Annotated in this window: 12 protein-coding genes and 2 rRNA genes; 2 read left to right on the top strand and 12 right to left on the bottom strand. The window is 31.3% G+C overall.

What is annotated here, in order from left to right:
- Nucleotides 1–104, top strand: a 23S ribosomal RNA gene (locus WA327_RS13625); the annotation flags it as partial.
- Nucleotides 105–202: 98 nt separating this feature from the next.
- Nucleotides 203–309: ribosomal RNA gene (gene rrf, locus WA327_RS13620) — 5S ribosomal RNA — on the top strand.
- Nucleotides 310–391: 82 nt separating this feature from the next.
- Here rrf and WA327_RS13615 read toward each other — a convergent pair.
- The 12 genes from WA327_RS13615 to WA327_RS13560 all read right to left on the bottom strand — a co-directional run bounded on the left by WA327_RS13615 (nucleotide 392) and on the right by WA327_RS13560 (nucleotide 13,761).
- Nucleotides 392–634: a DUF6095 family protein gene (locus tag WA327_RS13615; RefSeq protein ID WP_336070617.1), complete on the bottom strand. Its 243-nt coding sequence runs from the start codon at nucleotides 632–634 to the stop codon at nucleotides 392–394.
- Entirely contained in the window at nucleotides 624–1,442 is an 819-nt protein-coding gene (gene murQ, locus WA327_RS13610; protein WP_336070614.1) for an N-acetylmuramic acid 6-phosphate etherase, read from the bottom strand. The genes WA327_RS13615 and murQ overlap by 11 nt, the downstream gene beginning before the upstream one ends.
- Nucleotides 1,443–1,554: 112 nt before the next feature.
- On the bottom strand, nucleotides 1,555–2,367 hold the full coding sequence (locus WA327_RS13605) for a DUF4249 domain-containing protein (RefSeq protein WP_336070612.1): 813 nt from the start codon (nucleotides 2,365–2,367) through the stop codon (nucleotides 1,555–1,557).
- Nucleotides 2,367–4,742 carry a TonB-dependent receptor gene (locus tag WA327_RS13600; RefSeq protein WP_336070610.1) on the bottom strand — a complete coding sequence of 792 codons (2,376 nt, stop codon included), beginning with the start codon at nucleotides 4,740–4,742 and terminating at the stop codon, nucleotides 2,367–2,369. The genes WA327_RS13605 and WA327_RS13600 overlap by 1 nt, the downstream gene beginning before the upstream one ends.
- Nucleotides 4,743–4,821: 79 nt before the next feature.
- Complete coding sequence (locus WA327_RS13595; protein ID WP_336070608.1) at nucleotides 4,822–7,047, bottom strand: NADP-dependent isocitrate dehydrogenase; 2,226 nt, start codon at nucleotides 7,045–7,047, stop codon at nucleotides 4,822–4,824.
- 154 nt (nucleotides 7,048–7,201) lie between these two features.
- Nucleotides 7,202–7,774, bottom strand: coding sequence for a pentapeptide repeat-containing protein (locus WA327_RS13590; protein WP_336070607.1), 573 nt, complete (start codon nucleotides 7,772–7,774; stop codon nucleotides 7,202–7,204).
- Nucleotides 7,775–8,449: 675 nt separating this feature from the next.
- Nucleotides 8,450–8,800 carry a 50S ribosomal protein L19 gene (gene rplS, locus WA327_RS13585; protein WP_336070605.1) on the bottom strand — a complete coding sequence of 117 codons (351 nt, stop codon included), beginning with the start codon at nucleotides 8,798–8,800 and terminating at the stop codon, nucleotides 8,450–8,452.
- A gap of 239 nt (nucleotides 8,801–9,039) precedes the next feature.
- Nucleotides 9,040–9,717: a tRNA (guanosine(37)-N1)-methyltransferase TrmD gene (gene trmD / locus WA327_RS13580; RefSeq protein WP_336070603.1), complete on the bottom strand. Its 678-nt coding sequence runs from the start codon at nucleotides 9,715–9,717 to the stop codon at nucleotides 9,040–9,042.
- A gap of 30 nt (nucleotides 9,718–9,747) precedes the next feature.
- The gene (locus WA327_RS13575; protein WP_336070602.1) at nucleotides 9,748–9,972 is read right to left on the bottom strand and encodes a hypothetical protein; all 225 of its coding nucleotides are present in this window, start codon (nucleotides 9,970–9,972) and stop codon (nucleotides 9,748–9,750) included.
- A 112-nt stretch (nucleotides 9,973–10,084) separates the two neighbouring features.
- Nucleotides 10,085–11,065 carry a Gfo/Idh/MocA family oxidoreductase gene (locus WA327_RS13570; RefSeq protein WP_336070601.1) on the bottom strand — a complete coding sequence of 327 codons (981 nt, stop codon included), beginning with the start codon at nucleotides 11,063–11,065 and terminating at the stop codon, nucleotides 10,085–10,087.
- On the bottom strand, nucleotides 11,058–12,758 hold the full coding sequence (locus WA327_RS13565; protein ID WP_336070599.1) for a sodium:solute symporter: 1,701 nt from the start codon (nucleotides 12,756–12,758) through the stop codon (nucleotides 11,058–11,060). Before WA327_RS13565 ends, WA327_RS13570 begins: the two co-directional genes overlap by 8 nt.
- A gap of 109 nt (nucleotides 12,759–12,867) precedes the next feature.
- Entirely contained in the window at nucleotides 12,868–13,761 is an 894-nt protein-coding gene (locus WA327_RS13560) for a carboxypeptidase-like regulatory domain-containing protein (protein WP_336070597.1), read from the bottom strand.
- Nucleotides 13,762–13,780 lie beyond the last annotated feature (19 nt).

Below are 13,780 nucleotides of genomic sequence, written 5' to 3'. Positions count from 1 at the left end.
GATTTCTTTAAAGGGTCGTGGGAGATGACCACGTTGATAGGCTATAGGTGTAAAGGCAGTAATGTCATAGCCAAGTAGTACTAATAACCCATAGGCTTATTGTACGCCTGTTTTTTAAGAGTACAAACAAATTTTCATGAATTATTTTTCAATATGTCACTATATACGGTCAGGTAGAGTAATCTACGCACACCGAAAGATTTAAGGTGATTATAGCGATGGGGCTCACCTCTTACCATTCCGAACAGAGAAGTTAAGCCCATTAGCGCCGATGGTACTACATTGTGGGAGAGTAGGTCGTCGCCTTTTTTAAATCCTCAACATTTATTTGTTGAGGATTTTTTTTTGTCCTTTTGTTTTTGAAAAAAATAAAATTAAACTATGAAGTATATTATTTTGTTTTATTACTTTCAAAAAGGCTTTTAAGAATAGTATTTATACCTTTAAAAGCAAAGAAAACAGCTAAACAGCAAATTAATATTCCTATTATTAATAATACGATGTAGAACGGTTTATCTTTATTACTTAAAATTAAGTATAAAAATGAAGGACCAATAAACATTAATAATAGAGATAATCCTAATTGTTTTAATCCTTTTATTAGTATTTCTTTATCTGTAGATTTAGTTTCCATTTTTATAGTTTTTTATAGCTTCTCTAACATTTCCATATTTTTTTAATATATTCTGAGCAGTTTCTCGATCTATATTAAGTTCAGAGATTAACATTTTTTCGCCTCTATCAACTAGTTTATTGTTACTTAGTTGCATGTCTACCATTTTATTTCCTTTTACTTTTCCTAATTGAATCATTGTAGTTGTAGTAATCATATTAAGCACAAGTTTCTGAGCTGTTCCTGCTTTCATACGAGAACTACCAGTGACAAACTCTGGACCTACTATAACTTCTATTGGAAATTTAGCTGTATTATTAAGCGGACTATCTGCATTACACGTTATACAACCTGTAGTGATATTGTTTTTGTTACAATTTTCTAATGCTGAAATAACGTAAGGCGTTGTTCCTGATGCTGCTATACCAATAACTATATCTTTTTCATTTATATTATGCTTTAATAAATCTTCCCAACCTTGTGTTGTTGAGTCTTCTGCAAATTCTACTGCTTTTCTTATAGCTATATCTCCGCCAGCTATTAGACCTATGACTAAATCATGAGAAACACCAAATGTTGGTGGACATTCTGAAGCATCTACTATACCTAACCTTCCGCTTGTACCTGCACCAATGTAAAATAATCTTCCGCCTTGTTTTAGTTTGTTTACAATCTGCTCTACTAATATTTCTATTTGTGGTATTGCTTTTTGTACTGCTAATGGTACTGTTTGATCTTCTTGATTAATGTTTGTGAGCAATTGATTAATGCTCATTTTTTCTAAATCATTATATCTAGAATCTTGCTCTGTGGTCTTTATAAATTTCATAGTTACAAAGTTAGCTATTTTTGCGTTAGCGATAGTAGTGGTTAGCTTTTGGCGAGGCGTGCATCGAGCCAAAACTAGTAACGGATAGCGCGACCCTTGTGGTAACGCCCAATTAATTTACTGTATAATTATATTGATTAGCTTGTGATACTCTAAAATAGCCTAATGGGTAATTTTCTGGATTGGTGATGTTTATACAGTTACCTCTAACGGTTGCTGGTTGTGTTTCGAATGGTCCGCCGCTATTATCGGTGGTTTGTTGCAATAATAGAAACATAAAATTATAGTATTGCTCTGAAATTCCGTAATTTTTAATAATCACTTCGTCTCCTGCTTCTAAATCTTCTTCGGTGAAGAATGCAAAAATTTGATTTCCATCGGTGAACTCATCATCATAAACTTCATAGGTTGGTATGACTGCTATATCTGTATCAAATTGGTATAAATAAAAATTTGGCTCGTTAGCAGGATCATTATAATAGGCTTTTAACTCAATATCTTCTCCAGAAAAACCACCTTCATTATTTTGTTCTACGTATTCTACTGGTGTTACCGATTTTAATTGTTCTGAACCAACATAAGTGTCTCCATTATATTGAATTGTTAGTGTGTATTCTTGATCAATTTCAGGGATAAAACTTGTTGTTTTATATACTCCAGAGTTATTTTCTTCAGTAAAAATGAATGTATTGTTATTTTGATCTGTTACACTAACTATCGCATTATTTGCTGGTGGAACTTCTGCATCAAAAAACGATGCAGACAGCGTTAATTTTATTTCTTGCTCATTTCCTGCTGTGCCATCAAACCAATTTAGTGAGGCGTCTATTACTAGTTTAGGTTCTGTAGTTGGTAAATCAATGTTTACAACTTCTTCACAGTTGAAAACTAATAACAGAAGGCTTATATATATTAATTTTTTCATTAGAATTTAAAGTTATAGGTTACTGAAGGCACAATACCAAAAATTGAAAATTTTGTTGCTTCATTTATGCCTGTAATTCTATCTTCAGAAAAACTTATTGAAGCAGCATTGTAACGGTTGTATGCATTATAAATACTAAAGGTCCAATAGTTTTGCCAACCTTTTGTTTTGTCAGGTTTTGGTGTGTAATTTGCCGAAATATCTAAACGATGATATGCTGGTAATCTATTAGAATTACGATCTCCGTAATTAGGAATTGTTAGTCCTGCGTATTGGTATTGTGCAACAGGATATGTTGTTGGTTGTCCTGTTTGAAAAACAAAATTAGCATTTAAAGTCCATTTTTTATTAAGCTCATAATTACTAGTTATTGAAATATCATGTGTTTTATCAAATGCAGTATTGTACCAATTACCGTTGTTTATTCCAGTTTCAGTAGTTGTTCTGCCAGGTGTTTGTTGTTCTGATTTTGATAAGGTATAGGCTATCCAACCTTTAAATTTCCCAACATTTTTTTTAAAAAGAACTTCTAATCCGTAAGCTCTAGCTTTTCCGTTTAAGATAACTTGTTCAATTGCATTATTAGCAATTAGATCTGCGCCGTCTATGTAATCAATTCTGTTTTTTATGGTTTTATAAAAACTTTCAACTTCTAAAGAATAATCATCATTATTAAAGCTTTTAAAATATCCTATAGCGACCTGATCTAACAATTGTGGTTTTGCGTAATTTCCACTTGGCGTCCAAACATCTAAAGGCGTTGGAGAACTAGTATTTGACAATAAATGTAAATACTGTGTCATACGATTATAACTAGCTTTTACCGAACTATTTTTATTTAGTTGATAAGCGACTGAAAACCGTGGTTCTAAGTTTAAAAAGGATTTAATAACATCACTTCTGCTATAATTTTCTGTGCCAATTGGTTCTGCTTTTTCATAAATCTGTAAATCTTCATTAAAAATTACAGGTTGATTGTTTTGGTAAATGTTTAATTCATCTTGACCTAAACGTAAAAAAGAACTTAATCTTAATCCGTAATTAATCGATAGTTTTTCAGAAAGTTTATGCTCAGCATCTACATAAATTGCATTTTCAAAAGCATATTTATCAATTAACTTGAAAGGATTTATTCCTGAAGTTGGTGTAGATGGTTCAATTTCACCTGGATTAAATTTATAATAGATGCTGTTTAATCCATATTGAAGTTTGAAATTATTAGAAATGTAATGTTTGAAATCGTATTTAAAGTTGAAATTTCTAATTCCTGAATCCCAATCAAATTCTACAAAATTAAGTTTTAAACCATAATAGTAATCAGAATAAATTAAAGACATATTTGAAAATAATTTATCTGAAAACAAGTGATTCCACCTAAAATTTAAAACCGTATTACCGTAAGTGTTATCAAAACTATCTGCAATTCTAAATACATCGCGACCAAAATAACCAGATAAATAGATGCTATTTTTATCATTTAGCTGATAACTTAATTTTGTATTTAAATCATAGAAGTAAGCAATGTTATCAATGTCAAAAAGGGGCAAAAATAGATGAGCATAACTACTGCGTCCGCCAAAAAGAAAAGAGCCTTTATCTTTTTTTAAAGGTCCTTCGGCTAATAATCTGCTAGCTACTAAACCAATACCTCCATTTGCATGAAATTCTTTACTATTTCCTTCCTTTTGATAAATATCTAAAACAGAAGACACACGTCCGCCGTATCGAGACGGTATTCCTCCTTTATACAATTTTAAATCTTTAATCGCATCTGGATTAAAGACTGAAAATAATCCAAATAAGTGTGACGAATTAAACACAGTAGCTTCATCTAATAAAATTAAGTTTTGATCTGCAGCGCCACCACGAACGTTAAACCCAGAACTGCCTTCTCCTGCATTTGTAACACCAGGTAATAGAGTAATCGCTTTGATAACATCTGGTTCTCCTAAAACTACAGGAATTTCTTTTATTGTTGAAGCTTTAAGCGCATTAACACTCATTTGTGGTTTTCTTATGTTTAGTCGCTCTACATTTTCTGTAATTACGACTTCATCTAAGCTTTCAACAGATTCAGTTAAATTGAAATTCTTAATAATATCCTCATTAAGATTGATAGTTTCTGAAGTTTCTGCATAACCTAAATAAGAAATAATCACATTGTAATTACCTTCTGGTAATGTGATAGAGTAGAAGCCATACTCGTTGGTGGTTGTACCAGTGTTTAAATCAGGAATAATAACATTTACACTAATTAAAGACTCGTTAGTATTATTGTCAGTTATTTTTCCACTTAACGTGAATTTTTCTTGAGAGAAAGCAGATAAGGATAATTGAATAAAAAATGCTATGGTTAAGATTAGCTTAGAATTCATTTCAATTTTTAGTTTAAAAGTAAAGAAAAAGCTCCTGTAAAAGGAGCTTTTAACAATTTATTAATTTAGGAATAATGAATTAAATTTCTTTCAAAATATTATTGAATAATTCTATTGGTCGCATAGCTTGGTCTGCTAATTCGTCTGTTGGCTCATAGTAACCACCAATATCAACAGATTTACCTTGTATATCATTTAACGCTTTAATAATTGTTTTTTCTTCTGCTTTAAACGTTAAGGCAACTGGCTCAAACTGTGCTTTTAATGCAGCGTCTTTATTTTGGTTTGCCAATGCCTCTGCCCAATACATTGCTAAGTAAAAATGACTACCACGGTTATCAATTTCACCAGCTTTTCTAGAAGGACCTTTTTTGTTTTCTAATAGTTTTTCGGTAGCAACATCTAACGCATCACCTAAAACTTTTGCTTTAGGATTGTTGTTAACTTCACTAAAGTGATCTAAAGAAACAGCAAGTGCTAAAAATTCACCTAAACTATCCCAACGTAAGTGGTTTTCTTTTTCAAATTGTTGAACGTGTTTTGGCGCAGACCCACCAGCTCCTGTTTCAAATAATCCACCACCATTCATTAATGGTACGATAGATAACATTTTAGCAGAAGTACCAAGTTCTAAAATTGGGAATAAATCTGTTAAATAATCACGTAATACGTTACCTGTTACAGAAATTGTGTCTTCTCCAGCTTTTACTCTTTTTAAAGTAAACTCTGTTGCTTTGATAGGTGAAAGAATATGAATTTCTAATCCATCTGTATCATGATCTTTTAAGTAAGTATTTACTTTTTTAATTAATTCTGCATCATGAGCTCTGTTTTCGTCTAACCAGAACACTGCTGGCCAACCAGTAGCTCTTGCACGTGTTACAGCTAATTTTACCCAGTCTTGAATTGGTAAGTCTTTTACTTGACAAGCTCTCCAGATATCTCCAGCTTCTACATCATGAGTTGTTAATACGTTTCCGTCTGTGTCAACGATTTCAACTTTACCATCTGTAGACATTTCAAAAGTTTTGTCATGAGAACCGTATTCTTCTGCTTTTTGAGCCATTAAACCAACGTTTGGTACTGTACCCATCGTAGTTGGGTCAAATGCACCGTGCTCTTTACAGAAGTTTATAGTAGCAGTGTAAACTCCAGCATAGCTACTATCTGGGATTACTGCTTTAGTATCTTGTTGCTTTCCTTCTTTATTCCACATTTGTCCAGAAGTACGTATCATTGCAGGCATAGACGCATCAATAATAACATCACTTGGCACGTGTAAGTTAGTAATACCTCTATCACTATCTACCATTGCTAAATCTGGATTGTTTTTGTAAGCATTTTCAATATCTTCTAAAATAGCGTTTTGTTCTGCTTCTGGTAATTCTTGTAAATTACTGATTAAGTTTCCAAAACCATTATTTACGTCGACACCAATTTTCTCAAAAGTTTCAGCGTACTTAGCAAAAACATCTTTAAAGAATACGCGTACAGCATGACCAAAGATAATTGGGTCAGAAATTTTCATCATTGTTGCTTTCATGTGTAAAGAAAACAATACGCCTTGCTCTTTAGCATCTTTTACTTGCTCTTCTAAAAAGGCTAATAATACTTTTTTACTCATTACTGTTGCATCTATAATCTCGCCTTCTAAAAGGTTTAAATTATCTTTTAAAACAGTAACGTTACCGTTGTTGTCTGTATGTTGAATTTTTACAGTTGTTGCCTTGTCTACAGTTACAGATTGCTCGTTGTGTGCAAAATCGCCATGAGACATTGTAGCTACATGAGATTTAGAATCTTTAGACCATGCTCCCATAGAATGTGGGTTTTTCTTTGCATAGTTTTTTACAGCTTTTGGCGCACGTCTATCTGAGTTTCCTTCGCGTAAAACTGGGTTTACAGCACTACCTTTTATTTTGTCGTAACGTTGTTTAGCATCCTTTTCAGCATCAGTTGTAGCTTCTTCCGGATAATTTGGTACAGCATAACCTTTTGCTTGTAACTCTTTAATAGCAGCTGTTAACTGAGGAATTGAAGCACTAATATTTGGTAATTTTATAATATTAGCTTCAGGTGTTTTTGCTAAATCTCCTAAAAACGCTAAGTCGTCAGATACACGTTGTTCTTCTGTTAATACATCAGGAAAAACAGCTAAAATCCTAGCTGCTAAAGAGATGTCTCTTGTTTCAATCTCTACACCAGAAGAGGCAGTAAAAGATTTTACTATTGGTAAAAAAGAACGCGTGGCTAAAGCAGGCGCTTCATCTGTAATTGTATATATAATTTTTGGTGAATTTGACATATAATTAAATTGAATGTTAGTTATTTTTTTAGCTTGACGAATATACGAAAAACAAGAGGTTTTTTAAAGTGAAATCTGCTTCTAAATGATTTATTACAACGATGTAGTTTAGAAGATTAGATTATTGCGAATTTGATAAAATATGAAAGAAATTTTAAGAAATTATAATTTTGTAAGTGTCTAAAAGTCCAGAAATTTGATCTTTAGAAAATTTAGCACCTTTAATTTTGTTACGTTCTGGGTTAATACTGTAATTTATTGCACTAAAAAGGTTAGCTTGTTCTAAGTTAGTTTGCTCAAAAACAGCATTTTTTAAATCGCAGTTATCAAAATTAGTTTTAGAAAGATTAGCTTCGGTAAAGTCTACTTGGTCACATACGCAGTTTTTTAAATTACCTGAAACCAACTTGATTTTATAAAATGAAGAAAAGTTTAAAACACAATCGGTAAAACTTGCCGAAAATAAAAGCTGATTACAATCTGAAAATAAAACACCAAGCATTTTACTGTTTAAAAACGCTACATCTTTAAAAGTAGCATCTTTCACTTTAATATTACTTAGATTACAATCTTCAAAATTACAGTCTAAAAAACTAAAAGCCGATAGAAAACAGCCTTCAAAATTACAGTTTATAAATGTGCAGTTATCATATTCTGCTCTTTCTAATACTTGAGAAGTAAAATCTTTGTTTTTATAAATTTTGTCAGCAATAAAGGGTAAAGGCATTGTGTTTTTTATTTATAGCTGAAAGATAAGAAACCTACAAAAAACAAAAGCCATAACATAATAGAATTAACTATTGTTGCTATGGCTTTTTTGAATTAACACTTTGGCGATGACTTATTTAACTTTCGTTAAATCAATCCAAAACTTTCGTTTTACATCTTTTCGGTTCACGCACTTGTTAAATCAATAGTACATTTGGATAACTTTCAAAATGTATTGACCTGTTACAAAATGTACATAGTAATTGTTTTTTTTGATGTTTAACTGTTTTAATTTCAATTTTCATGAAATTACTGTCGTAAAACATTGCTTTGTTCTTCTTAAAGTTGCTTTCGCTTCTTTAGATTACTTAAAACTTTCAATTTTACTAGTTACTTTCTGCTTTCACATAAAGCACTTTTTAAAATCTCATGATTTTTACAATCTACACGACTACACATGTAATTTTCAAAACCTCAAAAAACAATACAACTAAATCAAATTCAATTTTATTGAAACCAATATAACTATTGTTATTAATTGTTTTACTAAAGTATATCTTTTTTGGAAGTTTACAAATTTTTTAACTAATTAGATATCAACTGTTTATGAACCGTAGTTATTAACAAAAGTTAATAACTAAAAAAGCCTAAACAATTAAGTTTAGGCTTTTTAAATATGTTTAGAAGTGTTAGATTATCTTCTAGCTTCTTTAATTCTTGCTCTTTTACCAGTAAGACCTCTAAAGTAAAAGATTCTAGCACGACGTACTTTACCTCTTTTGTTAACTTCAATTTTTTGTAAGGCTGGTAAGTTAATTGGGAAGATACGCTCTACACCAACTGTTCCTGACATTTTTCTAATTGTAAATGTTTCAGAAGATCCAGTACCTCTTCTTTGTAATACTACACCTCTAAAGAACTGAGTTCTTACTTTTTCTCCTTCTCTAATTTCGTAGTAAACTGTAATTGTGTCACCAGCTGAAAATTCTGGTAAGTCTTTTCTTGTTACAAATTCGTCTTGTACAAATTTTATTAAAGATTCCATCTTTATTTATGTTTAAGTGTTTGATTCAGAACAACATTCACGTATTTCGCCAGAGGTTAACCCGAAATTGGGTGCAAATATAAGCAAAAAGTTAATTGATGAAAGTAAAAAGTTGAAAAAATGTTTGAAGTTAGATGACTGATGACTGATGACTGATGACTGATGACTGATGACTGATGGTTATTTTAACTTCTCGATACTTTTTGTTCATACTTCACAAAATACTCGAACAGACGTCATTATTCATCTAATAAATCTGGTCTTCTTTCTTTTGTGCGTTTGTAAGCTTGTTCTTCTCGCCATTTTTCAATCTTTGGGAAATTACCGCTAAATAACACTTCTGGGACTTGGTGTCCTTTATAATCGCGTGGTCTGGTATAAATAGGTGGTGCTAGTAAATTATCTTGAAAACTGTCTGTTAACGCCGATGTTTCATTACCTAAAACGCCTGGTATTAATCGTATTACAGCATCACAAAGTACTGCTGCACCAAGTTCTCCACCAGACAATACATAATCGCCAATAGATATTTCTTTAGTAACAAACATATCGCGTACACGTTGGTCTACACCTTTATAATGTCCACATAGGATAATGATATTTTCTTTTAATGATAATGTGTTGGCAATACCTTGATTTAAGGTTTCGCCATCTGGTGTCATATAAATAACCTCGTCATAGTGACGTTGCGATTGTAATTTGCTTATACATTTATCTATCGGTTCTATAAGCATTACCATGCCTGCACCGCCACCAAATTGATAATCGTCTATGGTTTTATAGTTATCTGTAGTGTAATCTCTTAAATTATGAAAATGTACTTCTACCAAATCTGCTTCTATAGCACGTTTTAAAATGGATGCTTCAAACGGACTTTTAAGTAATTCTGGTAAAACAGTGATGATATCTATTCTCATGGCTTTGCTAAAATGGGATGCAAAGATATTCTAAAAATTCAATACATCAATCCATTTTAAAAGATACATGATTAAAAAGGTAAACGCTGCACTAACAAAAATGGTGCTTTGCCAAAAATAAAGCTTGTTGCTCCAAAGATGAAGCCATTTTTCGCCAAACGAAGTTTTTACATAGCTTTTTAAAAATACAGAATACGCTAAACCTATTGCTGAAAAAATGACTAATGCTAATACTATTATTAAAGATTTTTCCATAACTGAAGCGTTAAAATAGTTACAATATTATTATAACCTGTTTTTACTAAGTTACTTTAAAAGCTTAACAATTTCAAATATATTTTGCAAACTAAGAGTTTTGAATGAAGAATTATTGATAACTCAACCCAATTTGTGCTTTAATTAAGTCTAATAAATCAATTAATTCGGTACTTTTTTGAAAACTCATTATTGGACTTTCTTTTTTATTAGTTCTGATTAATTGATTAAAATGTTCTGTTTCAAAATTATAACCAATAGAGTTGTAGTTAAAATCTAGTGTTTTTTCTTCTCCATTATTGGATATTAATGTTACGGTTGTTGGCTCATGAAACCGTGAATTTATTTTAATCACGCCAGTTTCGCAGGTAAAAATAGCTTCAGTTTTTGTGTCTTCTACTAAGGTGGATTTTAAGTGTGCGATTGCTTTATCATAATAAAAAATCATATCACAAGTTGCATCTGCACCGTTATCAAAAAAAGTTGCTTTAGCTTCGGTCTTTTTAGGAATACCTAAAGTTGTTAGTGCACTAAATATTGGGTAAATACCAATATCTAAAAGGCTGCCGCCACCAAGTGATTTATCATATAATCTTCCTTCTGGTTCTAAATTAGCTTTAAAACCAAAATCTGCTTCAAGCTTTATTATATTTCCAAAGTGCTTTTGCTTTAATAATTCTAAAACTTTTTGATAATGTGGTAAAAAGTAAGTCCACAAGGCTTCCATTAAAAGCGTGTTGTTTTCTTTGGCAGCATTTATCATATTTTCTACATCAAAACGGTTTAACGCTAATGGTTTTTCACAAAGAACAGGAATGTTGTTTTGTAAACACATAAGTGTATTTTCTTTATGTAAACTATGTGGTGTAGCAATATAAATAGCATCTATTTTTGGGTCACTTAACAACTCTTCATAATTGCCATACGCCATTGTGGCTTGGTGTTTTTTAGCAAAGGTTTCGGCTTTTTCTAATGTTCTTGAAGCTACTGCATAAATCTTGCTATTACTTACTTTTTGCATGTCTGTAGCAAATTTTTCTGCAATTTTTCCAAGACCTATAATTCCCCAATGTATGGTTTGTTCTTTATCCATAATTCTTTTCGTTTTTCATTAAAGATTGAATTACAAAAGCAATAACCATAACAATTAAACAACCAATAAAGTTTAACCATAAAAAAGGCAGGTTGATAATTTCAAATTCATCTAAAAAATACAATCCTATCACCAATACTTGTGTGATTAAAGCGGCAATAAACACAGCATTGGCTTTTACATATTTAAAGAAAAATGCTAACAGAAAAATACCAAGGACATTACCGTAAAAAATAGAACCAATGATGTTAACCAACTGAATTAAATTCTCGGCAAGATTGGCAACGCAGGCAACACCAATAGCTAAAATTCCCCAAAGTAACGTAAAGCCTTTAGAGGCTTTTACCATATCGTCTTCAGATTTTTCACCAATACGTTGTTTGTATAAATCTATGGTTGTTGTACTTGCTAAAGCGTTAAGTTCGCTAGCGGTACTAGACATTGCGGCGCTTAAAATTACTGCTAATAATAATCCAATTAATCCTTTTGGTAAATTGTTTAGTATAAAGTGAATAAATACGTAATCCTTATCATTACTTTCAACTTTTAAGTTTTTAGCTTCGCCAGCTTTTTCAATCAGTTTTTGGGCTTCGCTTCTTAATAAATCACTTTTAGAGTTATATTCTGAAATGGTTTTAGCAGTTACACTATTTTCAGTATTTACATAATTAAAAATAGCTTGTTGTTTTTCAGCAAACAATTCGTTTTGTTGGTTTTGAAGTGTTTGATAGTCTTGAGAAAACTCACTGTTTAAAACAACTTCTGTTGCTGTTGGGTTAAAATTTATTGGCGATTCGTTAAACTGATAAAACACAAAAACCATAACACCAACTAGCAGAATAAAAAACTGCATAGGCACTTTTAAAAGTCCGTTAAACAGTAAGCCTAATTGCATTTCTTTAACAGATTTACCTGACAAATAGCGCTGTACTTGACTTTGATCGGTCCCGAAATAAGATAACATTAAAAATGTACCACCAATTAAACCGCTCCAAACGGTATATCTGTTATTTAAATCGAAAGAAAAATTAAGCACGTCCATTTTGCCGCTTGCACCAGCAATATCAAGCGCTTTTGTAAATGTAATATCGTTAGGAAGTTGATTGATAATGATAAAAAACGCAACAATCATACCTGTAAAAATCACAACCATTTGGTGTTTCTGTGTTACGTTTACGGCTTTAGTTCCGCCAGAAACAGTATAAATGATTACTAATACGCCAATAATGATGTTTAGGAGTAATAAATTCCAACCTAAAACAGCAGATAGAATAATAGCAGGTGCAAAAATGGTAATTCCTGCTGCTAATCCGCGTTGAATCAAAAATAAAATAGCTGTAAGAGTTCTTGTTTTTTTATCAAAACGATTTTCTAAAAACTCGTAAGCCGTATACACTTTTAATCGATGATACAAAGGGATAAATACCATGCAAATCACAATCATCGCAATAGGTAATCCAAAGTAAAATTGCACAAATCCCATACCCGAATGGAATGCTTGTCCTGGTGTACTTAAAAATGTAATGGCGCTAGCTTGTGTAGCCATAACCGATAATCCAATAGTCCACCAAGGTGTTGTATTACCGCCTTTTAAGTAATCTTGTACGTTTTTACTACCTCTGGTTTGATAGGTGCCGTATACAACGATAGCTAACAAAGTACCGATTAATATAATCCAATCTAAAGTTTGCATGCACTAAAAGATTTTTGTGATTAAATAAAAAGCAACGATGTAAAATAGATTTGCTACAAGTACTAAAGTGTACATGGGTTTCCATTGGTATTTTGGTTGGTTTTGCATTTTAGTTTGTTAATGTTAAGCAAACAGCTAGTTCACTGTATTTATCTTTGTAATTTTTTATAGTTTGACTTGGGTTTTTATATGCATTCATCCATTCTCCTCTATAAATCATTGCATATTTATTTGTGTCTTTAGCAACAGCACCAATCATAGGTTCGTAGGCTATTCTCATTTTTCTTTTTCCTTCAGAGATTAAAGTAAACTCTTTTTTGTTATGTTCTATAATTAACCACTCAACAACAACTACTAGACCTTTTTTGGGGATTTTTATATTTAAATCTGAAATATCAACTAAAGTTATTTTCTTTCCTTTTTTTGCTGATGAAATTATGTTTTTATCATAAATGGAATTACCAATAAACTTCAAACTGTCGTATTCGTATAATCTGATATTGAATTTAGCATTTTCTATTTCTGAATTTGTTAAAAAGGCAAAATCCTTTACAAAAGGTGTTTCTGAGTATTTATCCTGATAAGGAAAATATTTTCCAACCATCCAAGGTGTTTTCCCTGAGCCATAATAAAAATGAATTTTTGATTTCTTAAATTTATCTATCACTAAACTTTTAGTGTTTTTCTTTTCAATTAAGACAACTTCATCTAAAACAGTTGTTTCAGGGTTTAGATAAACTATGTTCTTTATTTGACTAATTGGTACTACTTTTCTTTTGTATCCAATAGCTGAAAAAACTACGCTTTTTGTAGAATCAGTTTCATTTAAAACAAATTTTCCATTGTCATCAGAAGTGGTGCCTATATTTTCGTTTTCAATCCAAATATTTACATAAGGTATTTTTGCAGACGAAATACTATCTGAAATCACACCTTTAATTTGACTAAAGCCAATGGTTGTTTTTAAGACAACAATACATAATATTAAAATTATTTTTTTCATTTAAAAAGTTTTTAACCTC

The sequence above is a fragment of the Mesoflavibacter sp. CH_XMU1404-2 genome (assembly GCF_037029465.1).
Taxonomy (GTDB): domain Bacteria; phylum Bacteroidota; class Bacteroidia; order Flavobacteriales; family Flavobacteriaceae; genus Mesoflavibacter.
Note: the sequence above shows the minus strand (reverse complement) of the source record. Positions and strands in the feature narration are given on the sequence as shown.